Origin of the sequence: Pectobacterium odoriferum (assembly GCF_009931295.1) — a bacterium.
In the GTDB taxonomy this organism is placed as follows: domain Bacteria; phylum Pseudomonadota; class Gammaproteobacteria; order Enterobacterales; family Enterobacteriaceae; genus Pectobacterium; species Pectobacterium odoriferum.
The window spans coordinates 3,248,695-3,272,200 of the sequence record NZ_CP034938.1 but is presented as its reverse complement, the minus strand read 5'-3'; the positions used below and the strand labels follow the sequence as shown (position 1 = coordinate 3,272,200).

Below are 23,506 nucleotides of genomic sequence, written 5' to 3'. Positions count from 1 at the left end.
TGCGGAACCTATACCTCTCAACATGCATTTTTCCGTCAGGGGAACCTGTTTTGAATAGCGAACTTCTCTGGGTTTTATCCCTGTTGCTGATCGCCATTGTGTTGTTTACCACCAATAAATTACGCATGGACGTCGTCGCGTTGTTAGTCATCATCGCGTTTGTACTGAGCGGTACACTGACGCTATCTGAAGCGTTGGTAGGGTTCAGCGATCCTAACGTGATATTGATTGCAGCCCTGTTTGTGATTGGTGAGGGGTTGGTTCGTACCGGTGTTGCTTATCAGGTTGGTGATTGGTTGGTTCGCGTGGCGGGCAGCAGTGAGATGAAGATGCTGATCTTATTGATGGTCACCGTTGCGCTGCTGGGGGCATTCATGAGCTCCACTGGCGTTGTTGCGATTTTTATTCCCGTGGTGCTCAGCGTTTCCGCTCGGATGAAAATTTCCCCCGGAAGGCTGATGATGCCGCTGAGTTTTGCCGGATTGATTAGCGGCATGATGACGTTGGTCGCGACGCCGCCGAATATGGTGGTGAGCAGTGAGCTGATGCGTGAAGGTGTTGCGGGCTTTGGGTTTTTCAGCGTGACGCCGATAGGGATGGTGGTATTGCTGCTGGGCGTGGCGTATATGATAGTGGCGCGTTACTGGCTTGGCGACGCCGAGACGGCAACAGCAAAAGAGATGTGGAAGAGAAGAACGTTTCGCGATCTAATTCGTGATTACCGACTGACGGGCAGGGCGCGTCGGCTGGCGATTCGGCCAGGATCGCCTTTTATCGGCCACCGACTTGATGATTTACGCCTGCGTCAGCGTTTTGGGGCGAACGTGGTTGGGATTGAGCGCTGGCGCAAATTCCGCCGCGTGATGATCAGCGTGGCGGGCAATACCGAACTTCGCCTGAATGATGTCTTACTGATCGACATGTCGGCGTCTGAGGTGGATTTACGCGAATTTTGCACCGCACAGCGGCTTGAGCCGATGGTGCTGCGCGGTGAATATTTCTCCGAGCAGGCGCGTGATGTGGGAATGGCGGAAGTCTCTTTGATTCCCGATTCTGAACTGTTGGGGAAAACGCTGTATGACGTCGGATTCCGAAGCCGCTACGGCCTGAGTGTCGTGGGGATTCGCCGGTCAGGTGAAGCAATGGAAGGTATCTTGGCTGATGAGCCGCTCCAACTTGGTGACATTCTGCTGGTAATGGGTGACTGGCGCATGATTAGACAGCTGCACACGCAGAAAAACGACTTCCTTTTACTTAATCTCCCTGCCGAAGTGGATGACGTTGCGCCCGCGGTGAGTCAGGCACCACACGCGCTGTTTTGTCTGGCGCTGATGGTAGCGATGATGCTGACGGATGAAATACCGAATGCGGTTGCCGCGCTGATCGCCTGCTTGCTGATGGGTAAATTCCGCTGTATCGACATGGAAAGCGCCTACCGGGCGATCCACTGGCCGAGCATTATTCTTATCGTCGGGATGATGCCGTTTGCGCTGGCGTTGCAGCAAACGGGCGGTGTGGCGCTGATCGTTAAAGGGCTGATGGATGTTGCTGGGAACGCTGGGCCGCATGTGATGCTGGTGTGTTTGTTCGTGCTGTGTGCCGTGATCGGCCTGTTTATTTCCAACACGGCGACGGCGGTGCTGATGGCGCCCATTGCGATTGCCGCAGCGAAGCAGATGGGCGTGTCGCCTTATCCTTTTGCGATGATCATCGCCGTGGCGGCATCTGCCGCATTTATGACACCCGTGTCGTCACCAGTGAATACGTTGGTACTGGGGCCAGGCGGTTATAAATTCGGGGACTTTGTACGCATTGGCGTCCCCTTTACTGTTCTGGTGATGTTGGTCAGCGTAGTGATGGTGCCGTGGCTGTATCCGTTCTGATGAGGTTTGCCCGTTATAGCGGCGAATCCTGACTGATTTCGTCAAGCGACAGGCTAAAGCTGGGAACGAACACCGTCATGAAATAGTCCATTTCTGGGCTGTGGCGCAGCTGCAATGTTTTTTCCAACCGTGCTTTGGCAAGCGTGAATTCCGCGTTGCCTGCCGATAATTCTTCCAGACATTTCAGGTAGGCGCAAAGTGCGTCTGCCTGTTTAACGATGAGGCGTTCTTCTTCGCTGGTGTAGTGATCATCCAGCAGCATGCGATAATCCTGCTGTAACTCTTCCGGCAACATCTCAACCAGTTTCTGCTGTGCAATCTTCTCTATCTTCTTGTACTCATGTGCGATCTGCGCGTTGTAGTACTTGATGGGCGTCGGCATGTCACCGGTCAGCACCTCGCTGGCATCATGATACATCGCCAATAGTGCGATGCGTTCTGCATTCAGGTTACCCTCGAATTTGCGGTTTTTGATTACCGCCAGCGCGTGAGCGACGAAGGCGACCTGAAGACTGTGCTCGGAGACGTTTTCCGTGCGCACGTTGCGCATGAGCGGCCAACGGCTGATCAATTTTAGACGGGATAAATGGGCGAAAAAGTGGCTTTGATTCATGGCGATCTCTCAGACAACAGCACGGTGAAATAGCAATATCGTGGGAATCTATTGTGGGCACTTGCCAGAGATTATGCAAACGGAGGTGAGGTATTCGCCGAGCGGTGATTGCCCGGCGAGGATAGGCGCGATGGCTGCTGGGCTATTGGTGATAGTGACCCAGAAAACGACCTAACTTGTGGATTGCCATGTCCAGTTCATCAATACGCGGCAGCGTGACAATGCGTACATGGTCCGGGTAAGGCCAGTTAAACGCAGTTCCCTGAACCAGTAACACTTTCTCCTGCAACAGGAGATCCAGCACCAGTTTTTGGTCGTCGTGGATATTAAAGCGCTTAGCATCAATGCGTGGAAACATATACAGCGCGCCGCGTGGTTTTACGCACGATACACCGGGGATCTGATTGATCAGTTCCCAGGAACGGTTGCGCTGCTCGTACAGGCGTCCGCCGGGCTGAATAAATTCACTGATGCTCTGATAGCCACCTAGCGCGGTTTGAATCGCATGCTGCATTGGCACGTTGGCACACAAACGCATGGAAGCCAGCATTTCCAGCCCTTCAATGTACCCTTTGGCGTGCTTTTTCGGGCCGTTCAGTACCATCCAGCCTTGACGGAAACCCGCTACGCGGTAGGTCTTGGAAAGCCCGTTGAACGTGACGGTCAGCAGATCCGGCGCGAGAGCGGCAATAGAATGATGCTGCGCGTCGTCATACAGAATTTTGTCGTAAATTTCGTCGGCGAAAATGATCAGGTTATGTTCGCGTGCAATCGCCACGATATCCAACAGCAGCGCTTTGCTGTAGACCGCACCCGTTGGGTTATTCGGGTTGATGATGACAATACCACGCGTATTGGACGTGATCTTTTTGCGGATATCATCCAGATCGGGGAACCAATCGGAGGACTCATCGCAGAGATAGTGAACGGCGTTGCCGTTAGACAGGGAAACCGCTGCGGTCCAAAGCGGGTAGTCCGGCGCAGGAACCAGCATTTCATCGCCTGGGTTAAGCAGCGCCTGCATGGATTGCACGATGAGTTCGGAAACACCGTTACCAATATAGACGTCTTCGACCGTCATATCGCGCATATCCCGCGCCTGATAGTGCTGAACGATGGCTTTGCGGGCGGAATACAGACCTTTGGAATCACAGTAGCCCTGTGCGGTAGGCAGGTTACGGATCACATCGACCAGAATTTCGTCCGGTGCCTCGAAGCCGAAAGGGGCAGGGTTGCCAATGTTCAGTTTAAGGACTTTATTACCTTCTTCTTCAAGCCGCTTGGCTTCCTTTAAGACTGGACCACGGATGTCATAGCATACGTTCTCCAGTTTCTTGGATTTTTCAATCGGAGACATAAATAGTACGAACCTTCTGCAGAGAGCGCATATTCCCAGACGGAATAGCATAACCTGCTTAATGTACTCCTCCTGTAGTACCTTTTGAAGAATGATTATCGCTTTTGCTGCAAATGGTTGCGCATCTGCACTATATGGTTGTGTACTCGTTGGATGGTGCGATATGGTAGGGGGCGGACAACTGTTCATGCCGCACTTTTTTAGCGCCAGAATAGGGTGGCAGGGAGAGCGTGTTTATTTAAGTGTGGAGCGTATTTATTTCGCAAGATGAAATAAAGGGAAGGCGACGTTGTTATTGAATTAAGGATTAAGGCTGGTGAGTCATTTAATTACATGATGTCTTACCAATGGAAAGGCGATAGTGGTAACGAAATATAAGTATTTTTTTGCCCTTATCGTGCGTCTGCGATAGTGTCTTTAAATGTATCGGTCATTACCTGTACATGTAATAAAACACCAGGAATATTTTGTTAAAATTAAAATAGATAAGTGAAAAATCGTATGACCAGTGCAAATCGACCAGTACTTAATCTCGATCTTGATTTACTGAGGACGTTTGTTGCCGTTGCAGATTTAAATACATTTGCAGCGGCGGCGACCGCAGTCAATAGAACCCAATCGGCTGTCAGTCAACAGATGCAGCGGCTGGAGCAACTCATCGGAAAGGAGCTTTTTGCCCGACACGGGCGTAATAAATTGCTGACCGAACATGGTATCCAGTTTCTGGGTTATGCCAGAAAAATATTACAATTCAATGATGAAGCTTGTATTTCATTAATGTACAGCGATATTCAGGGTACGCTGACCATCGGGGCGTCTGACGATACTGCAGATACCATCCTTCCTTATATTTTGCATCGGGTGACATCCGTATTTCCTAAACTCTCTGTCAATGTCAGCGTAAAACGTAGCGCTGAAATGATGGAAATGTTGAATCAGGGGAAAATAGATCTAGTTATTACCACAATGAACGGTGTGGTGTTCCCTCATGTGTTATTACGCAGTTCTCCAACGTTATGGTATTGCGCAGCGGATTATCAGTTCCGATCGCAAGAACCTGTACCTCTGGTTGTTCTGGATGAGCCAAGTCCTTTCCGTACGTTGGCTACGCAGCAACTGACGGCCGCTGGGATCCCCTGGAGAATTGCGTATGTGGCTTCAACGTTGTCTGCTGTACGTGCAGCGGTGAAGGCCGGCATGGGTATTACCGTGCGGTCGGTGGAAATGATGAGCCCAGAATTGCGGGTGTTGGGCGAAGAGGAAGGGTTGCCGAGATTGCCTGAAACACGTTATTTCCTCTGCCAGAATCCTAATCAGGAGAATGAGCTGGCAACGGCAATTTTCAATGTGATTGAATCAGGGAAGCCCTCTCACATTACGCCTGTCAGCCTGTTAGCAAACAGCACGAATGAAAAACTGTCTTCCGACCCGTCGCTGAAGGATGCGATCTAATCGTAATGGGTAGTTAACTATCATTCGGGGAGGGTAGGGATGCACCCCGAATGATGATGATTTATGACTAAGGTGTTAAACCCACATCGGTAGAGGCTTCTTGGCCTCATTTCTTCACGTCGATCCCACTTTGCGTTTTCCATTTCACATCAATAGGCTAGGCGTGGCGAGATTAATGATTTTTTCATTTTATAAAACGCCGGTTCTTTTTTTTTAAAATAATGTTACGGAAAATGGCGTCAAACCTTGTCCAGCATCATCTTGATTTTTTTACTAACTAAATTGGTAAAAATGTGTGCTGGATCAAAAAATACCCCTAATAACCACATGGGGGAACAGGCATTTTCTGTGAAAATGGTATAGTGACGCGGTGAACTTGCTTCCTGTGCTGCTACATATTGGTTAACTGACAAAAGTACTGACTCGATTTAGCTGCGGGTGAGAACACAAAATGTTAACAAAACAGCGTGCATGTAAAGTAATGTACTGTTATTTTTAGTAAGGTTGAAAAAAAGGTTACAAATTTAGGGGCTCAACCATACCAAGCAAGGCTTACCTGATACGTTTCCGTGCTTTTTTGTGGTTATTAATCCTTCCTTTTAATCGATGTGGCGCATTAACTGCCGATAATAGAGCAGAGATGTTACCCGCCACTTTTGATGAGTAAGCAAAGAGAATGTCAACAACTACTGAAATCCTCGCCCATCATTGGGCATTTGGGCTATTCCTTATCATTGCCGTAGGCCTTTGCGTCTTCATGCTGACCGGTGGATTCTTGCTGGGGGGAAGAGCAAAAGGCAGGGCCAAAAACGTACCTTATGAATCCGGTATTGACTCCGTAGGTTCAGCGCGGTTACGCCTGTCTGCTAAATTTTATCTTGTCGCTATGTTCTTCGTTATCTTCGACGTTGAAGCCCTCTATCTCTACGCTTGGGCTGTGTCTATCAAAGAAAGCGGCTGGATTGGCTTCATTGAAGCAACCATTTTCATTTTGGTGCTGTTGGCTGGTTTGATTTATCTGGTTCGCGTTGGGGCACTTGACTGGACCCCAGTACGTTCCAAGAGACAAGTCGTTAAATCAGACATCATCAACACTACCAACAATCATCCGCAGTAACAGCGAGGCATTTTAAGATGGACTATACGCTCACCCGCATAGAGCCGGACGGTGAGAATGACCGTTATCCCCTGCAACGTCAGGAGATCGTTTCCGACCCTCTGGAGCAACATGTTCACCGCAGTGTCTATATGGGCAAACTGGAACATGCATTACACGATACGGTGAACTGGGGGCGTCAGAACTCCCTGTGGCCGTACAACTTCGGCCTGTCTTGTTGCTACGTAGAAATGGTGACGTCATTTACCGCCGTTCATGACGTTGCGCGTTTTGGTGCTGAGGTTTTGCGTGCGTCGCCACGTCAGGCCGACTTCATGGTGGTAGCGGGGACCTGCTTTACCAAGATGGCCCCTGTTATTCAGCGTCTGTATGAGCAAATGCTTGAGCCTAAATGGGTTATCTCCATGGGTGCATGTGCTAACTCCGGCGGTATGTACGATATTTATTCCGTCGTTCAGGGCGTAGATAAATTCCTACCTGTTGATGTGTATATTCCGGGCTGCCCTCCGCGTCCTGAAGCCTACATGCAAGCACTGTTGCTGCTGAAAGAATCCATCGGTAAAGAACGCCGCCCTCTGTCATGGGTGGTGGGTGAACAAGGCGTTTACCGCGCCAACATGCAATCTGAGCGTGAGCGCAAACGCGGCGAGCGAATCGCTGTGACCAACCTGCGTTCGCCTGATGAGATTTGACCTGTAGATGATAAACCCGGTGGCCGTGTAATACCTCGATAATAGTGTGCGGTCATTATCAGCTACAGAAATAGCACATTTAATGTGGTGACATATTTATGACAGATTTAACGACACACGATCTCGCTCAGCCAGGCTGGCAAACCCGCGATCATCTTAACGATCCGGTCGTTGGCGAACTGTGTAACCGTTTTGGACCAGATGCATTTACTGTACAGGCAACCCGCACAGGTATCCCTGTTGTGTGGGTCAAACGTGAGCAATTACTGGATGTTGTCGCATTCCTGAAAAAACAGCCGAAGCCTTATGTCATGCTGTTTGACCTGCACGGTATGGATGAGCGCCTGCGCACCCATCGTGAGGGTTTACCTGCCGCCGACTACTCCGTCTTTTATCACCTCATTTCCATCGAGCGTAACCGCGACATCATGCTGAAAGTCGCGTTGGCTGAAAATGATATGCATTTGCCGACCGTGACCAAGCTGTTCCCGAATGCCAACTGGTATGAGCGGGAAACTTGGGAGATGTTCGGTATGACCTTTGATGGTCACCCGCACCTGACGCGCATCATGATGCCGCAGACGTGGGAAGGGCATCCGTTGCGTAAAGATTATCCGGCGCGTGCGACCGAATTCGATCCTTTCGAGCTGACCAAGCAGAAAGAAGATCTGGAAATGGAATCGCTGACGTTCAAACCGGAAGAGTGGGGAATGAAGCGCGGTACTGAAAATGAGGACTTCATGTTCCTCAACCTCGGTCCGAACCACCCGTCTTCACACGGTGCCTTCCGTATTATCCTGCAATTGGATGGCGAAGAAATCGTCGACTGCGTGCCTGATGTGGGTTACCACCATCGCGGTGCGGAGAAAATGGGCGAGCGCCAGTCTTGGCACAGCTACATCCCTTATACCGATCGTATTGAATACCTCGGCGGCTGCGTTAACGAAATGCCGTACGTACTGGCAGTGGAAAAACTGGCTGGCATTGAGGTGCCGGATCGCGTCAAGACGATTCGCGTCATGCTGTCTGAGCTGTTCCGCATTAATAGTCATCTGCTGTATATCAGTACCTATATTCAGGACGTCGGTGCGATGACACCGGTGTTCTTTGCGTTTACTGACCGCCAGAAAATTTACGATTTGGTTGAAGCGATTACCGGTTTCCGTATGCACCCAGCGTGGTTCCGTATTGGCGGTGTGGCGCACGATCTACCACGCGGCTGGGAACGTCTGCTGCGTGAATTCCTTGACTGGATGCCGGCTCGTTTGGACACCTATGTCAAATCTGCATTGCAGAACACCATTCTGAAAGGCCGTACTCAGGGCGTTGCTGCCTACAATGCGAAAGAAGCATTGGAATGGGGCGTAACGGGTGCAGGTCTGCGTGCTACTGGTATCGGTTTTGACGTGCGTAAATGGCGTCCGTATTCCGGCTATGAAAACTTTGACTTTGAAGTGCCAGTAGGCGACGGCATCAGCGATTGCTATAGCCGCGTGATGCTGAAAGTTGAAGAACTGCGTCAGAGTTTACGTATTCTGGATCAGTGCCTCAAGAACATGCCGGAAGGCCCGTTCAAAGCGGATCACCCGCTGACGACGCCGCCGCCAAAAGAGCGCACGTTGCAGCATATCGATACGCTGATTAACCACTTCCTTCAGGTTTCCTGGGGACCGGTTATGCCTGCCAATGAATCATTCCAGATGGTTGAGGCAACGAAGGGCATTAACAGCTATTACCTGACCAGTGACGGCGGCACGATGAGCTACCGTACCCGTATTCGCACGCCGAGCTATGCGCATCTGCAACAGATTCCTTCTGTAATTCGCGGATGTCTGGTATCCGACCTGATCGTTTACCTCGGCAGTATTGATTTCGTAATGTCAGATGTGGACCGCTAATTATGCATGATCACAACAATCACGATCATATTGACGCACAGGGACAACCTGCTGCCGATTCGCTGACAAAAGACAATGCTTTTGTATTGAGTGACGCCGAACGTGACGCCATTGAGCACGAAAAACATCACTACGAAGATGCACGCGCGGCGTCAATCGAAGCACTGAAAATTGTGCAAAAAGAACGTGGCTGGGTGCCTGATGGTGCTATCCATGCGATTGCCGATCTGCTGGGTATCCCCGCCAGTGACGTGGAAGGCGTGGCAACGTTCTACAGCCAGATTTATCGCCAGCCTGTTGGACGCCACATTATTCGCTATTGCGACAGCGTCGTGTGCCACATCAATGGCTATCAGGGCGTTCAGGCAGCGCTTGAGCGTAAGCTCAGCATCAAACCGGGACAGACAACGTTCGATGGACGTTTCACGCTGTTGCCGACCTGCTGCCTGGGGAACTGTGATAAGGGGCCGTCAATGATGATTGACGACGATACCCACAGCCATGTGACGCCGGAAGGAATTGAATCGTTATTGGAGCAGTATCAATGAGTAAAGACATTGTTCTGACTGCTGAGCAGCATCCTCTGACCTGGCGTTTACGTGCAGACAAACAGCCAGTATGGCTGGATGAATATCGCAGTAAAAACGGCTATGTCGCCGCGCAAAAAGCGTTAACCGGCATGGCGCAGGATGAAGTGGTCTCACTGGTTAAAGACGCTGGCCTGAAAGGGCGTGGCGGCGCGGGCTTTTCGACAGGCTTGAAGTGGAGCCTGATGCCGAAAGACGAAAGCATGAACATCCGCTACCTGCTGTGTAACGCGGATGAAATGGAGCCAGGCACTTATAAAGACCGCCTGCTGATGGAGCAAGAGCCTCATCTGCTGGTTGAAGGCATGCTGATCAGCGCCTTTGCGCTGAAAGCCTACCGTGGCTACATCTTCCTGCGCGGTGAATACATCGAAGCGGCTGTTCACCTGCGTCGCGCAATCGAAGAAGCGAAAACGGCTGGCCTGTTGGGCAAAAATATTCTGGGTAGCGGGTTCGATTTCGAACTGTTCGTGCATACGGGCGCTGGGCGTTACATCTGCGGTGAAGAAACCGCATTGATTAACTCACTGGAAGGCCGTCGTGCCAACCCACGTTCCAAGCCGCCATTCCCAGCGTCTGCGGGTGTTTGGGGCAAACCGACCTGCGTCAACAACGTGGAAACGCTGTGTAACGTGCCAGCGATTATCGAGCACGGTGCGGCGTGGTATCAGGGGCTGTCTGCGGGTAAAAGTAAAGATGCAGGCACGAAACTGATGGGCTTCTCCGGCCGTGTCAAGAATCCTGGCCTGTGGGAACTGCCGTTCGGGACCACGGCGCGTGAGATTCTGGAAGATTACGCGGGCGGTATGCGCGATGGCTTGAAGTTAAAAGCTTGGCAGCCGGGTGGTGCAGGTACAGATTTCCTGACGGAAAACCATCTCGATCTGCCGATGGATTTTGAGCACATTGCGAAAGCAGGTAGCCGTATGGGCACTGCGCTGGCGATGGCCGTCGATCACGAAATCAATATGGTTTCGCTGACGCGCAATCTGGAAGAGTTCTTCGCCCGTGAGTCCTGTGGCTGGTGTACGCCGTGCCGCGATGGTTTGCCGTGGAGCGTGAAGATTTTGCGTGCGCTGGAGAATGGCGAAGGTCAGCCTGGCGATATCGAAACGCTGGAGCAGCTTTGTCGTTTCCTCGGGCCGGGCAACACCTTCTGTGCGCATGCGCCGGGTGCGGTCGAACCGTTGCAAAGTGCCATCAAATATTTCCGGGAAGAATTCGAAGCGGGTATCTCTAAACAGTATTTAGGCAATGTCAAAGCGATTGGCGGTATTCAGCCTAACCTGTTGAAAGAGCGCTGGTAAGCTATCGCTCAACACGTGCGAGATGCAGTGAATGTATCCGCAGGGTGGCGCAAATAAGCCACCCTCATAAACCCAATAGATTTCAAGGCGCAGGTAGCCAACGCATTTGCGATTTGAAAGTGAGGGTATACAGAATTTTTGATTAGCGCTCGTGGTAACACGGGCCATTATGGAAGCATGCTGACTATGGCTACTATTCATGTAGACGGCAAAGAGTATGAAGTAAACGGAGCAGACAACCTTCTGGAAGCTTGCCTGACTCTGGGACTTGATATTCCTTACTTTTGCTGGCACCCCGCGCTCGGGAGCGTCGGATCCTGCCGCCTCTGTGCGGTAAAACAGTACCAAAACGCGGAAGACACCCGCGGTCGTCTGGTGATGTCTTGTATGACACCAGCAACCGAAGGAACGTTCATCGCGATTGAAGATGAAGAAGCGAAACTATTCCGTAAGACGATAGTTGAGTTTCTGATGACCAACCACCCGCACGATTGTCCGGTGTGTGAGGAAGGCGGTAACTGTCATTTGCAGGATATGACGGTGATGACGGGACAGAACTTCCGTCGCTATCGCTTCACTAAACGTACCCACCGCAATCAGGATCTCGGACCGTTCATTTCTCATGAGATGAACCGCTGTATCGCGTGCTATCGCTGCGTGCGTTACTACAAAGACTACGCGGATGGCAAAGATCTCGGTGTTTACGGCGCACACGACAACGTTTACTTTGGTCGCCCAGAAGATGGCACGCTGGAAAGCGAGTTCTCCGGCAACCTGGTTGAAGTGTGTCCTACTGGTGTTTTCACCGATAAAACGCACTCTGAGCGCTATAACCGTAAATGGGATATGCAGTTTGCACCGAGCGTCTGCCAACAGTGCAGCATCGGTTGTAATACCAGCCCCGGTGAACGCTACGGCGAACTGCGTCGTATCGAAAACCGTTTCAACGGTAGCGTAAACCACTATTTCCTGTGTGACCGCGGCCGTTTTGGTTACGGCTATGTCAACCAGAAAGATCGTCCGAATCAGCCGTTGCAACGTCGTGGTAATGACTGGATCGCGCTGAATGCCGATCAGGCATTGCAAGGTGCGGCGGATGTGCTGCGTCAGGCGAAGAAAACGATTGGTATCGGCTCACCGCGCGCCAGCGTTGAAAGTAACTTCGCCTTGCGTGAGCTGGTGGGTGCAGAAAACTTCTACACGGGTATCGCGCAGGAAGAACAAAATCGTCTGCAACTGATCCTGAAAGTGCTGCGCGAAAGCGGTGTGAGAACGCCAGCGCTGCGTGAGATCGAAGGCTACGATGCGGTTCTGATTCTGGGTGAAGACTTGACGCAGACCGGTGCACGTATCGCACTGGCCGTTCGTCAGGCTGTTAAAGGCAAAGCCCGTGAAATGGCGGCAGCGCAGAAAGTGGCTGACTGGCAGATTGCGGCGATCATGAACATTGGTCAGCATGCCAAGCACCCGCTGTTTGTCACCAACGTCGACAACACCCGTCTGGACGACATCGCTGCATGGAACTACCGCGCACCGGTTGCCGATCAGGCACGTCTTGGTTTCGCTATTGCACACGGTCTGGATAGCAGCGCACCGGCAGTTACCGATCTGGCTGCGGGCCTCGACCAGAAAGTCGATATCATCGTACAGGCGCTGGCCGGTGCGAAAAAACCACTCATCATCTCCGGCACCAATTCCGGTAGCGAGGAAGTGATCTCCGCAGCGGCGAACGTTGCCAAAGCGCTGAAGAATCGCGGTTCTGACGTCGGTATTACCTTTGTTGCGCCTGCTGCTAATAGCATCGGGTTGTCAATCATGGGTGGCGGTTCGTTGGATGACGCGCTGGTGCAGTTGGAAAACGGCGACGCTGACAGCGTGGTGGTTCTGGAGAACGATCTCTACCGTCATGCCCCAATCGCTCGCGTTGACGCGGCGCTGGAAAAAGTTGAGAACCTGATTGTGGTTGACCATCAGCGTACTCGCATCATGGATAAGGCCAGCATCATTCTGTCTGCCGCCAGCTTTGCTGAAAGCGACGGTACGTTGGTGAATCAGGAAGGCCGCGCTCAGCGCTTCTTCCAGGTTTATGACCCAACGTACTACAACGACAAAATTGTGATGTTGGAAAGCTGGCGCTGGCTGCACTCGCTGTATATCACCTATAACAGCCGTCAGGTTGACTGGACGCAGTTGGATAACGTGATTGATGCCTGTGTTGCTGCTCTGCCGCAGTTGGCTGCAATCAAAGATGCCGCACCGGACGCGTCGTTCCGTATTCGTGGTCAGAAACTGTCGCGTTCACCGATCCGCTCCAGTGGTCGTACGGCGATGCGTGCCAATATCAGCGTGCATGAACCACGTCAGCCCGTCGATAAAGACACTATGTTTGCCTTCTCAATGGAAGGGAACAACAGCCCGACAGCCAATCGTCAGCAGATTCCGTTTGCCTGGGCGCCAGGTTGGAACTCACCGCAAGCCTGGAACAAATTCCAGGACGAAGTGGGTGGACATTTGCGTCATGGCGATCCGGGTGTGCGTATGATCGAAGCTGGCGAAGGTTCACTGGCGTATTTCGACAACATTCCTGCGGCCTTCGTCCCACAAGCGGGTCAATGGCGTGTTGCGCCGTATTATCACCTGTTTGGTAGTGATGAAATGTCACAGCGTTCTGATGTGATTCAGCAACGTATGCCTGAGCCTTATGTGATGGTGAACCCGGCTGATGCGGCAACGCTGGGCGTGAACGCTGGTACGTTGCTGGAGTTGACCTGTGCAGGACAAACGCTACGTCTGCCACTGCGCTTAAGTGCGGCATTGAGTCAGGGACAGGTTGGTTTACCGCTGGGCTTACCGGGTATTGCGCCGGTGCTGGCGGGTGCAACCGTTGAAAATCTGCGGGAGGCCGCACAATGAGTTGGTTAACACCAGAATTAATCGAGATTCTGATCTCCGTCGGAAAAGCGGTCGTGATTCTGCTGGTTGTGGTGACCTGTGGCGCATTCATGAGTATGGGTGAACGTCGACTGCTCGGCCTCTTCCAGGGACGTTATGGACCGAACCGGGTAGGTTGGGGCGGTTCATTGCAGCTTGTCGCTGACATGATCAAGATGTTCTTCAAAGAAGACTGGGTGCCGAATTTCACCGATAAGGTGATCTTCACGTTGGCACCGATGATCGCATTTACGTCAATGCTGATTGCCTTTGCGATTGTGCCGATCACGCCAACCTGGGGTGTCGCCGATCTGAACATCGGTATCCTGTTCTTCCTGATGATGGCGGGTTTGGCCGTTTACGCGGTGCTGTTTGCTGGCTGGGCAAGTAACAACAAATACTCGCTGCTGGGTGCGGTACGTGCTTCTGCGCAGACCGTGAGCTACGAAGTGTTCATCGGCCTGTCGCTGATGGGGGTTGTCGCGCAGGCGGGTTCGTTCAACATGCGTGACATCGTCGATTCTCAGGAACACCTGTGGAACGTTATCCCGCAGTTCTTCGGCTTTATTACGTTTGCCATCGCAGGCGTGGCGGTGTGTCACCGTCACCCGTTTGACCAGCCTGAAGCTGAACAGGAACTGGCAGATGGTTACCACATTGAATACTCCGGTATGAAATTCGGTCTGTTCTTTGTTGGGGAATATATCGGGATCGTGACTGTTTCCGCGCTGATGGTGACCTTATTCTTCGGTGGCTGGCATGGTCCAATCCTGCCTCCGTTTGTCTGGTTTGCGCTGAAAACAGGCTTTTTCATGATGATGTTCATCCTGATTCGTGCTTCATTACCCCGTCCGCGTTATGACCAGGTGATGTCTTTCGGTTGGAAAGTCTGCCTCCCGATAACGCTTTTGAATCTGCTGGCGACAGCGGCCGTCATTTTGTACAACGCTTAAGAAGGGGTGAATAAACCATGACATTGAAAGAGTTAGTGGTTGGTTTCGGCACCCAGATACGCAGTATCTGTATGGTGGGATCGAATGCTTTTAAGAAGCGCGAAACCAGAATGTATCCAGAAGAGCCTGTGAATCCACCGCCGCGCTACCGTGGTCGTATCGTGCTGACGCGCGATCCAGATGGTGAAGAGCGTTGCGTGGCCTGCAACCTGTGTGCGGTGGCCTGTCCGGTCGGCTGTATCTCATTGCAGAAAGCGGAAACCAAAGATGGTCGCTGGTATCCCGAGTTCTTCCGCGTTAACTTCTCGCGCTGCATTTTCTGTGGCTTCTGTGAAGAAGCCTGCCCGACAACCGCGATCCAGCTGACGCCGGATTTCGAGATGGGCGACTACAAACGTCAGGATCTGGTGTACGAGAAAGAAGATTTGCTGATATCGGGGCCGGGTAAATATCCGGAATACAATTTCTACCGGATGGCTGGTATGGCAATCGATGGGAAAGACAAAGGCGAAGCTGAAAACGAAGCCAAACCCATTGATGTCAAAGGCCTGTTGCCCTAAGGAGCTAGCATGGAATTCGCTTTTTATACCACAGGCTTGATTGCGATACTGGCGACACTGCGCGTCATTACGCATACCAATCCTGTGCATGCATTGTTGTATATGGTCACCTCGCTCATGGCGATTGCGGGCGTATTTTTCTCGCTGGGGGCTAATTTTGCTGGCGCGCTGAGCATCATCGTGTATGCGGGTGCCATCATGGTGCTGTTTGTGTTCGTGGTCATGATGCTCAACCTCGGTAATTCCGTAGAAGAACAAGAGCGGAATTGGCTGAAACCCAGCGTCTGGATCGGTCCGAGCATTCTTTCACTGGCGTTACTGGTGATTGTCGTCAATGCCATTCTTAGCCTGAAAGATCAGGGCATCACGGGTACGCCTGTTGAGGCGAAAGCCGTGGGTATCAGCCTGTTTGGGCCTTATGTTCTGGCCGTTGAATTGGCATCAATGCTGCTGCTGGCGGGATTGGTCGTCGCTTTCCACATTGGTCGTGAAGATAAACGTGGTGACGTTGTCAATAAAGAAGGCGCGAACCAGGACGTTGAGAAGAAAATAACGGGGGAACGCGCATGATTCCGTTACAACATGGATTGATTTTAGCCGCTATTCTGTTTGTTCTCGGGCTGACTGGTCTGTTGATTCGTCGTAACCTGCTGTTTATGTTGATCAGTCTTGAAATTATGATCAACGCTGCCGCGCTGGCCTTTGTGGTCGCAGGCAGTTACTGGCAGCAGCCGGATGGTCAGGTGATGTACATTCTGGCGATTACGCTGGCAGCGGCTGAGGCCAGTATTGGTCTGGCACTGTTGCTGCAAATGTACCGTCGTCGTCAGACCCTGAATATTGATACAGTCAGTGAGATGCGCGGATGAACTTACTCTATTTAACAATACTCTTCCCGCTGCTCGGCTTTCTGTTGCTGGCATTTTCCCGCGGTCGCTGGTCTGAAAATACGTCCGCGACCGTCGGTGTTGGCTCGATTGGTCTGGCAGCGTTGGTTACTGCTTGGGTTGTGGTCGATTTTATGGGCCAACAGCACGGCGGCGTGACCTTCTTTAATCAACATCTATGGACATGGATGGCCGTCGGCAACTTCGACATCAGCGTCACGCTGACGCTTGATGGCCTTTCGGTGACGATGCTATCCGTTGTAACGGGTGTCGGCTTCTTTATCCACCTGTTTGCCTCTTGGTACATGCGTGGGGAAGAGGGATATTCCCGCTTCTTCGCCTACACCAACCTGTTCATCGCGAGTATGGTCGTTCTGGTACTGGCAGATAACCTGTTGTTGATGTACCTCGGCTGGGAAGGGGTGGGGCTGTGCAGTTACCTGCTGATTGGTTTCTACTACACCAATCCGAAGAACGGCGCGGCGGCGATGAAAGCCTTCGTCGTTACGCGTGTGGGTGACGTTTTCCTCGCCTTTGCGCTGTTCATCCTTTACAAAGAGCTGGGTACGCTTAACTTCCGCGAGCTGATGGTATTGGCACCGCAGAAACTGGCTGAAGGTTCACCGGAAATCACTTGGGCTACGCTGATGTTGCTGGGTGGTGCGGTTGGTAAATCGGCACAGTTGCCGCTGCAAACCTGGCTGGCGGATGCGATGGCTGGTCCAACACCAGTATCTGCACTGATCCACGCCGCCACGATGGTTACCGCGGGTGTTTACCTGATTGCGCGTACTAACGGCCTGTTCCTGATGGCTCCAGATGTCCTTCATCTGGTGGGTATTGTGGGTGCAGTCACGCTGGTGCTGGCTGGTTTTGCCGCTTTGGTTCAAACCGACATCAAGCGCGTCTTGGCCTACTCAACCATGAGCCAGATTGGTTACATGTTCCTGGCGCTGGGCGTTCAGGCATGGGATGCCGCGATTTTCCACCTGATGACGCACGCATTCTTTAAAGCGCTGCTGTTCCTCTCGTCTGGTTCGGTGATTCTGGCCTGCCACCACGAGCAGAACATCTTCAAGATGGGCGGCCTGCGTAAAACGATTCCGCTGGTTTATGTTTGCTTCTTGGTCGGGGGCGCAGCGCTGGCTGCACTGCCGCTGGTTACCGCAGGCTTCTTCAGTAAAGACGAGATTTTGGCTGGCGCATGGGCAAATGGTCACATCAATCTGATGGTGGCTGGATTGGCCGGTGCCTTCATGACCTCGCTGTATACGTTCCGTATGATTTTCATTGTGTTCCACGGTGAAGAGAAAACCAAAGCGCATGCAGGAAAAGGTATTTCTCACCACTTACCGCTGGTTGTGCTGATGATTCTGTCCACCTTTATTGGTGCGATGATTGTTCCGCCGTTGCACGGTGTATTGCCGGCGACGACTGAGCTTGAACACGGTCAGTTGATGACGCTGGAAATTACCTCTGGCGTGGTGGCGATTGCCGGTATTCTGCTTGCCGCTGTGCTGTGGCTGGGTAAACGTCAGGCGGTGAATAGCATCGCGAAGAGTGCTCCAGGTCGTTTCTTCTCGACCTGGTGGTTCCACGCGTGGGGCTTCGACTGGTTGTACGACCATGTCTTTGTTAAACCGTATCTGGCTATCGCGAAGCTGTTGCAGCGTGATCCGTTAAATGCATTGATGACGCTTCCGGCTACGGTTACTCGCTGGGGTAACCGTGGGCTGGCGCTCAGTGCGAATGGTCAGTTGCGCTGGTACGTTGCTTCTATGGGCTTTGGTGCCGTGCTGGTGCTGGCCTTGTTACTGCTGGTCTAAGGCAGTATCCGGTAACGTATAAAAGGTAGGGCATTCCGCAGACAGGGATGCCCGCCACGGCAAGTTTTCAGATTTCTTTAATTTAGGGACACAAAACGCCATGCTACTACCTTGGCTAATTCTTCTCCCCTTTATCGGCGGTCTACTGTGCTGGCAGTTAGAGCGTTTTGGTACGAAAGTACCGCGCTGGATAGCGTTGATTGCAATGGGGCTGACACTCGCACTGTCTCTGCAACTGTGGTTGCAAGGCGGTTACTCACTGACGGCGCCGACAGGCGTACCACAATGGCAATCCGAGTTTTATGTGCCATGGATCCCGCGCTTCGGCATCGGTATTCATCTTGCGCTGGACGGCCTGTCACTGCTGATGGTGGTGCTGACGGGGTTGCTGGGCGTGTTGGCAATCCTCTGTTCCTGGAATGAAATTCAGCGCTATCAGGGCTTCTTCCACCTGAACCTGCTGTGGATTCTGGGCGGCGTTATTGGCGTGTTCCTTGCCATCGACATGTTCCTGTTCTTCTTCTTCTGGGAAATGATGCTGGTACCGATGTACTTCCTGATTGCGCTGTGGGGCCATAAAGGCTCTGACGGTAAAACCAGAATTACAGCGGCGACCAAGTTCTTCATCTATACCCAGTCAAGCGGCCTGATCATGTTGATCGCGATTCTGGCGCTGGTCTTTGTGCATCACAATGCCACTGGCGTTTGGACGTTCAACTATGAAGACCTGCTGAAGACGCCGATGTCATACGGTGTTGAATATCTGCTGATGCTGGGCTTCTTCATCGCGTTTGCGGTAAAAATGCCTGTCGTGCCGTTGCACGGTTGGCTGCCAGATGCACACAGTCAGGCACCAACTGCGGGTTCTGTTGACCTGGCAGGGATCCTGTTGAAAACGGCGGCCTATGGCCTGCTGCGTTTCAGCCTGCCGCTGTTCCCGAACGCCTCTCATGCCTTTGCACCGATTGCCATGTGGCTGGGTGTGATTGGTATCTTCTACGGTGCCTGGCTGGCGTTTAAACAGACGGATATCAAACGTCTGATTGCTTATACCTCTGTGTCCCACATGGGCTTCGTGATGATTGCCATCTATTCCGGTAATCAGCTGGCTTATCAGGGCGCGGTGATTCAGATGATTGCGCACGGCTTGTCCGCTGCGGGTCTGTTCATTCTGTGTGGTCAACTGTACGAACGTCTGCATACCCGTGACATGCGTGAAATGGGTGGCCTGTGGTCGCGTCTGAAGTTCCTGCCTGCGCTGTCTCTGTTCTTTGCTGTGGCAACCTTGGGGATGCCGGGCACAGGTAACTTTGTCGGCGAATTCATGATTCTGTTCGGCAGCTATCAGGTTGTGCCGGTGATTACGGTGATCTCAACCTTCGGTCTGGTATTTGCGTCGGTCTACTCACTGATCATGATTCAGCGTGCTTATTACGGTACGCCTAAATCTGATGAACCATTGAAGAGTATGTCGCTCCGCGAATTGTCTATCGTGATGCTGTTGGTGGTATTACTGGTGTTGTTAGGGGTTTACCCGCAACCGATTCTGGATACCTCCAGTGCCGCGATGTCAAATATCCAGCAGTGGTTTATGTCGTCTGCTCCAGATTCAATTATTTCAACAACAAGGCCGTAATTCGCCATGACAATAACTCTTCAACAACTAATTGCGCTATCGCCGCTGTTAATCGTCGGATTGACGGTAGTGGTTGTGATGCTGTGCATTGCGTGGCGACGCAACCATTTTGTCAACGCAACCATGACGGTTATCGGCCTGAATATTGCGTTGCTGTCACTGTACTTTGTCGGCCAGGTTGGCCCAACGGACGTGACGCCGCTGCTGCGTGTTGATGGCTTCTCGATGTTTTATACCGGACTGGTTCTGCTTGCCAGTCTGGCTACCAGCACGTTTGCCTATCCGTGGCTGCAAGGCTACCCAGACAATCGTGATGAGTTCTACCTGCTGGTGCTCATTGCTGCGTTGGGTGGAATCCTGCTGTCGAGCGCCAACCATCTGGCTTCGCTGTTCATCGGGATCGAACTGCTTTCTCTCCCGCTGTTTGGTTTGGTCGGCTATGCCTTCCGCCTGAAACGTTCGCTGGAAGCCAGTATTAAATACATGCTGCTGTCGGCCGCGGCGTCTTCCTTCCTGCTGTTTGGTATGGCGCTGATTTATGCTGAATCAGGCGATATGAGCTTCGCCAGCCTCGGTAAGAGCCTGAGCGATCACCAAATCCATGAGCCGCTGTTGCTGGCAGGCTTGGGGATGATGATTGTCGGTTTGGGCTTCAAGCTGTCTCTGGTTCCGTTCCAGCTGTGGACGCCTGATGTGTATCAGGGTGCACCTGCGCCCGTGTCTACGTTTCTGGCGACCGCCGGTAAAATTGCCGTTTTCGGTGCAGTCATGCGTTTGTTCCTGTACGCACCGATGGCTGACAGCGAGTCCGTCAGAATCGTGCTGGGTGTCATCGCATTCGCGTCGATCCTGTTCGGTAACGTGATGGCGGTATCGCAAACCAACATCAAACGTCTGCTCGGTTACTCTTCTATCGCGCACTTGGGCTATTTGCTGGTTGCCCTGATCGCGGTTCAGAGCCATCAACTGGCGCTGGAAACTGTCGGTGTTTATTTGGTGGGTTACCTGTTCAGCAGCCTGGGTGCGTTTGGTGTGGTTAGCCTGATGTCTAGCCCGTACCGTGGCCCTGATGCCGATTCACTGTTCTCTTACCGTGGTTTGTTCTGGCATAAACCAATTCTGTCTGCGGTGATGACGGTGATGATGCTGTCATTGGCAGGTATCCCGATGACGCTGGGCTTCTTCGGCAAATTCTATGTGCTGGCTGTTGGTGTTAATGCTGAACTGTGGTGGCTGACGGGTGCGGTCGTGCTGGGTAGTGCCATTGGTCTGTACTACTATCTGCGCGTGATGGTGAGTTTGTTCCTGAATGCGCCACAGGTGTTGCAGCGTGATACGCCAAACAACTGGGCTTTAACCGCTGGCGGTGTGGTCGTGCTGATCTCCTCCATCGCCGTACTGTTCTTTGGTTTGTATCCGCAGCCTCTTATCTCTCTGGTGCAATTGGCGCAGCCAATGATGTAACCACTGACGAGAGTCTGCTTGAGTAATGAAGCGCCGTTGATGAGAATCAACGGCGTTTTTTATGGCGAGCTTCCTGCTCGCCACCCTTCGGGCCGTCGCAAGCGACGTTGAAAAACGCTCCCTGCGTTTTTTTATGGAAGCAAAATACGTTTTAGGAATGATCTGGTCTGTTGAAGCCGTAGGAACGGCGCAAAATTGTCTATAGTTAATCAGCAACGATTTATAACTAATGACTTTTCATAACAGAAGGGAGCACTTTATGGCAGCGACCAAAAAACAGCCTGAAGAAATTCGTGTCGATGATGATTTAAAACTTCTGTCTGAAACGCTGGATGAGGTATTGCGCTATACGGGCGATCAGGCAGACCAAGCCTACCTTGATTTGAAGAAGGGCGCTGAAAAAGCGCTGTTGGAAGTCAAAGCCCGTATTGGCGTAACCGACAGCTATTATGCACGCGCCAAGCAGGTGGCCGACAAAGCCGACGTCTATGTGCATGACAAACCCTGGCACGGTATCGGTATCGGTGCCACCGTGGGGCTGGTATTAGGGTTACTGCTGGCTAAGCGCTAGTTCCTGCCAATCTAGTTTCTGGTAATTGAGTTTCTGGTAATAATGTAGCGGGGTTACCCGCTACATCTCACGATATCCTCTAGCCCTGAATCTTATCCTCTTTCTCCAGCATTCCTTGTACCCAATAGATAGCTTCAAACGGGCGTAGCGCCAGTATGGCGGGCTGAGGCTGTGTATCAGAGTAATTACTGAATAACAGTCTCCAGCGGCGGTCATGGGTATTAATTGGAGGCTGCCAGCGCTGCGTCTGTTTGCTGAGATTTGCCAGAACCAGAAGCCGCTGTCCCTCCCAGATGCGCTGATAGCACCAGACGTTAGGGTGATCGGGTTGCAAATCCTGATAGTCTCCATACGTCAGCAGCGGAAGCGCTTTACGCATAGCAATAAGCTGCTGGTAGGTATAGAAAACGGAGTCTTTATCCGCCAGCGCCTGTGCTGCGTTGATGTGGTCGACATTCTGGCATGGGGTTATCCACGGCGTACCGGTCGTAAACCCAGCATGATGGCTGTCATCCCACTGCATCGGCGTACGGCCGTTATCGCGTGATTTGCTGGCGAGGATTGCTAAGATTTGTTCGTCCGGCTGACCCCGTTCGCGCTGTTCAGCAAACTGATTCAGGCTTTCAATATCGCGGTATTGTGCAATCTGCGTATAGCCGGGATTGGTCATACCCAGTTCTTCACCCTGATAGATATAGGGTGTGCCTTGCATACCGTGAAGCACCATTGCCAGCATCTTGGCGGATTGCACACGGAATTCGCCTTCGTCACCAAAGCGCGACACGATGCGCGGCTGGTCGTGATTACACCAGAACAGTGCATTCCAGGCATGATTGTGCATCCCCTGCTGCCAGTGATTAAATATCTGCTTGAGCTGGATAAAATCAGGTGCCGCCAGCGCCCACTTTTCCCCATTTGGATAATCGACTTTCAGATGATGGAAATTGAACGTCATGGAGAGTTCATTGCCGTCCAGCGCAGCGTAGCGGCGGCAGTGCTCCAGCGAGGTCGATGACATCTCACCGACGGTCATCAAGCCACGGGGGTGAAAAACATCCCGGCTGAACTCCTGTAGGTAATCATGAATCAGGGGGCCATCGGTATAGAAACGGCGTCCATCGCCCTGAGCATCAGACGGGAAATCCTGCTGCTTGGAAACCAGATTGATGACATCCAGCCGCAGTCCGTCCACACCTTTATCCGCCCAAAATGCACAGACCTGCTTTAATTCATCCCGTACGCGCGGGTGTTCCCAATTCAGGTCGGCCTGTTCAGTGGCGAAAAGATGCAGATAGTACTGTTTGCTTTCTTCGTGCCATTGCCAGGCTGGGCCGCCAAATTTTGAACGCCAATTATTAGGTAGCGCTCCGTCATTACCATCACGCCAGATATAAAAATGCCGGTACGGACTACGGCGATCCTGTGCGTTCTGGAACCAGTGGTGTTGCGTAGAGGTGTGGTTGAACACCATGTCCATCACGACACGGATACGGCGCTGATGCGCTTCCGCGAGCAATGTTTCCATATCGGCCATCGTGCCATAGGCAGGGTCGATGGCGCAGTAGTCGGCGACGTCATAGCCGTTGTCAACCTGAGGAGAGAGGTAAACCGGTGTCAGCCAGATCGCATCGACGCCCAGCTGTTGCAGGTAATCGAGCCGGGCGGTGATGCCTGCGATGTCGCCAATGCCATTGCCGGTACTGTCCTGAAAGCTCTTCGGGTAGATTTGATAAATTACGCCGTTTTGCCACCAGGGAAGCGAGGCGTTCATG

At 52.2% G+C, this 23,506-nt stretch carries 19 protein-coding genes; 16 read left to right on the top strand and 3 right to left on the bottom strand.

The features are described 5' to 3' along the window. The first annotated feature begins 50 nt into the window (after window positions 1-50). Window positions 51-1,883, top strand: coding sequence for an SLC13 family permease (locus tag EO763_RS14680; protein ID WP_161529393.1), 1,833 nt, complete (start codon window positions 51-53; stop codon window positions 1,881-1,883). 13 nt (window positions 1,884-1,896) lie between these two features. Here EO763_RS14680 and yfbR read toward each other — a convergent pair whose 3' ends face one another. Beyond that, window positions 1,897-2,496 carry a 5'-deoxynucleotidase gene (gene yfbR, locus EO763_RS14675; protein WP_010295392.1) on the bottom strand — a complete coding sequence of 200 codons (600 nt, stop codon included), beginning with the start codon at window positions 2,494-2,496 and terminating at the stop codon, window positions 1,897-1,899. 142 nt (window positions 2,497-2,638) lie between these two features. Continuing rightward, window positions 2,639-3,853: a pyridoxal phosphate-dependent aminotransferase gene (locus EO763_RS14670; RefSeq protein WP_039491522.1), complete on the bottom strand. Its 1,215-nt coding sequence runs from the start codon at window positions 3,851-3,853 to the stop codon at window positions 2,639-2,641. 501 nt (window positions 3,854-4,354) lie between these two features. Between EO763_RS14670 and lrhA the strand changes: the two genes are divergently transcribed. From lrhA to elaB, 15 genes are all read left to right on the top strand, one after another. Then, window positions 4,355-5,305, top strand: a complete 951-nt coding sequence (gene lrhA, locus EO763_RS14665; RefSeq protein ID WP_161529392.1) for a transcriptional regulator LrhA — start codon at window positions 4,355-4,357, stop codon at window positions 5,303-5,305. A 676-nt stretch (window positions 5,306-5,981) separates the two neighbouring features. Then, a complete protein-coding gene (locus tag EO763_RS14660; RefSeq protein WP_010278904.1) occupies window positions 5,982-6,422 on the top strand; it encodes an NADH-quinone oxidoreductase subunit A in 441 nt (146 codons plus the stop codon). Between the two features lie 17 nt (window positions 6,423-6,439). Further along, entirely contained in the window at window positions 6,440-7,114 is a 675-nt protein-coding gene (locus EO763_RS14655) for a NuoB/complex I 20 kDa subunit family protein (RefSeq protein WP_005969846.1), read from the top strand. A gap of 98 nt (window positions 7,115-7,212) precedes the next feature. Next, window positions 7,213-9,012 carry an NADH-quinone oxidoreductase subunit C/D gene (gene nuoC / locus EO763_RS14650; protein ID WP_039484051.1) on the top strand — a complete coding sequence of 600 codons (1,800 nt, stop codon included), beginning with the start codon at window positions 7,213-7,215 and terminating at the stop codon, window positions 9,010-9,012. A gap of 2 nt (window positions 9,013-9,014) precedes the next feature. Beyond that, entirely contained in the window at window positions 9,015-9,560 is a 546-nt protein-coding gene (gene nuoE, locus EO763_RS14645) for an NADH-quinone oxidoreductase subunit NuoE (protein ID WP_109224802.1), read from the top strand. Next, window positions 9,557-10,906 (top strand): NADH-quinone oxidoreductase subunit NuoF, encoded by a 1,350-nt coding sequence (nuoF, locus tag EO763_RS14640; protein WP_161529391.1) that lies wholly within the window; start codon window positions 9,557-9,559, stop codon window positions 10,904-10,906. The genes nuoE and nuoF overlap by 4 nt, the downstream gene beginning before the upstream one ends. Before the next feature lie 186 nt (window positions 10,907-11,092). Continuing rightward, window positions 11,093-13,819 (top strand): NADH-quinone oxidoreductase subunit NuoG, encoded by a 2,727-nt coding sequence (gene nuoG / locus EO763_RS14635; RefSeq protein ID WP_161529390.1) that lies wholly within the window; start codon window positions 11,093-11,095, stop codon window positions 13,817-13,819. Further along, complete coding sequence (gene nuoH, locus EO763_RS14630; protein ID WP_103971283.1) at window positions 13,816-14,790, top strand: NADH-quinone oxidoreductase subunit NuoH; 975 nt, start codon at window positions 13,816-13,818, stop codon at window positions 14,788-14,790. Before nuoG ends, nuoH begins: the two co-directional genes overlap by 4 nt. A gap of 17 nt (window positions 14,791-14,807) precedes the next feature. Beyond that, entirely contained in the window at window positions 14,808-15,350 is a 543-nt protein-coding gene (nuoI, locus tag EO763_RS14625) for an NADH-quinone oxidoreductase subunit NuoI (RefSeq protein WP_010278884.1), read from the top strand. A gap of 9 nt (window positions 15,351-15,359) precedes the next feature. Then, the gene (gene nuoJ, locus EO763_RS14620) at window positions 15,360-15,920 is read left to right on the top strand and encodes an NADH-quinone oxidoreductase subunit J (protein WP_095700048.1); all 561 of its coding nucleotides are present in this window, start codon (window positions 15,360-15,362) and stop codon (window positions 15,918-15,920) included. After that, window positions 15,917-16,219 (top strand): NADH-quinone oxidoreductase subunit NuoK, encoded by a 303-nt coding sequence (gene nuoK, locus EO763_RS14615; protein WP_005969835.1) that lies wholly within the window; start codon window positions 15,917-15,919, stop codon window positions 16,217-16,219. Before nuoJ ends, nuoK begins: the two co-directional genes overlap by 4 nt. Beyond that, entirely contained in the window at window positions 16,216-18,063 is a 1,848-nt protein-coding gene (gene nuoL, locus EO763_RS14610) for an NADH-quinone oxidoreductase subunit L (RefSeq protein WP_161529389.1), read from the top strand. Before nuoK ends, nuoL begins: the two co-directional genes overlap by 4 nt. 100 nt (window positions 18,064-18,163) lie before the next feature. Further along, window positions 18,164-19,699 (top strand): NADH-quinone oxidoreductase subunit M, encoded by a 1,536-nt coding sequence (gene nuoM / locus EO763_RS14605; protein ID WP_039484058.1) that lies wholly within the window; start codon window positions 18,164-18,166, stop codon window positions 19,697-19,699. 6 nt (window positions 19,700-19,705) lie between these two features. Continuing rightward, entirely contained in the window at window positions 19,706-21,163 is a 1,458-nt protein-coding gene (nuoN, locus tag EO763_RS14600) for an NADH-quinone oxidoreductase subunit NuoN (protein ID WP_010295367.1), read from the top strand. Between the two features lie 259 nt (window positions 21,164-21,422). Further along, the gene (elaB, locus tag EO763_RS14590) at window positions 21,423-21,734 is read left to right on the top strand and encodes a stress response protein ElaB (RefSeq protein WP_010295366.1); all 312 of its coding nucleotides are present in this window, start codon (window positions 21,423-21,425) and stop codon (window positions 21,732-21,734) included. Between the two features lie 79 nt (window positions 21,735-21,813). Here elaB and treC read toward each other — a convergent pair whose 3' ends face one another. Then, window positions 21,814-23,505 (bottom strand): alpha,alpha-phosphotrehalase, encoded by a 1,692-nt coding sequence (gene treC, locus EO763_RS14585; protein ID WP_161530409.1) that lies wholly within the window; start codon window positions 23,503-23,505, stop codon window positions 21,814-21,816. Window position 23,506 lies beyond the last annotated feature (1 nt).

What these genes read in the sequence shown, in the direction of transcription:
- yfbR (WP_010295392.1), bottom strand. Translation starts at nt 2,496, where the DNA reads ATGAATCAAAGCCACTTTTTCGCCCATTTATCCCGTCTAAAATTGATC.
- EO763_RS14670 (WP_039491522.1), bottom strand. Translation starts at nt 3,853, where the DNA reads ATGTCTCCGATTGAAAAATCCAAGAAACTGGAGAACGTATGCTATGAC.
- lrhA (WP_161529392.1), top strand. Translation starts at nt 4,355, where the DNA reads ATGACCAGTGCAAATCGACCAGTACTTAATCTCGATCTTGATTTACTG.
- EO763_RS14660 (WP_010278904.1), top strand. Translation starts at nt 5,982, where the DNA reads ATGTCAACAACTACTGAAATCCTCGCCCATCATTGGGCATTTGGGCTA.
- EO763_RS14655 (WP_005969846.1), top strand. Translation starts at nt 6,440, where the DNA reads ATGGACTATACGCTCACCCGCATAGAGCCGGACGGTGAGAATGACCGT.
- nuoC (WP_039484051.1), top strand. Translation starts at nt 7,213, where the DNA reads ATGACAGATTTAACGACACACGATCTCGCTCAGCCAGGCTGGCAAACC.
- nuoE (WP_109224802.1), top strand. Translation starts at nt 9,015, where the DNA reads ATGCATGATCACAACAATCACGATCATATTGACGCACAGGGACAACCT.
- nuoF (WP_161529391.1), top strand. Translation starts at nt 9,557, where the DNA reads ATGAGTAAAGACATTGTTCTGACTGCTGAGCAGCATCCTCTGACCTGG.
- nuoG (WP_161529390.1), top strand. Translation starts at nt 11,093, where the DNA reads ATGGCTACTATTCATGTAGACGGCAAAGAGTATGAAGTAAACGGAGCA.
- nuoH (WP_103971283.1), top strand. Translation starts at nt 13,816, where the DNA reads ATGAGTTGGTTAACACCAGAATTAATCGAGATTCTGATCTCCGTCGGA.
- nuoI (WP_010278884.1), top strand. Translation starts at nt 14,808, where the DNA reads ATGACATTGAAAGAGTTAGTGGTTGGTTTCGGCACCCAGATACGCAGT.
- nuoJ (WP_095700048.1), top strand. Translation starts at nt 15,360, where the DNA reads ATGGAATTCGCTTTTTATACCACAGGCTTGATTGCGATACTGGCGACA.
- nuoK (WP_005969835.1), top strand. Translation starts at nt 15,917, where the DNA reads ATGATTCCGTTACAACATGGATTGATTTTAGCCGCTATTCTGTTTGTT.
- nuoL (WP_161529389.1), top strand. Translation starts at nt 16,216, where the DNA reads ATGAACTTACTCTATTTAACAATACTCTTCCCGCTGCTCGGCTTTCTG.
- nuoM (WP_039484058.1), top strand. Translation starts at nt 18,164, where the DNA reads ATGCTACTACCTTGGCTAATTCTTCTCCCCTTTATCGGCGGTCTACTG.
- nuoN (WP_010295367.1), top strand. Translation starts at nt 19,706, where the DNA reads ATGACAATAACTCTTCAACAACTAATTGCGCTATCGCCGCTGTTAATC.
- elaB (WP_010295366.1), top strand. Translation starts at nt 21,423, where the DNA reads ATGGCAGCGACCAAAAAACAGCCTGAAGAAATTCGTGTCGATGATGAT.
- treC (WP_161530409.1), bottom strand. Translation starts at nt 23,505, where the DNA reads ATGAACGCCTCGCTTCCCTGGTGGCAAAACGGCGTAATTTATCAAATC.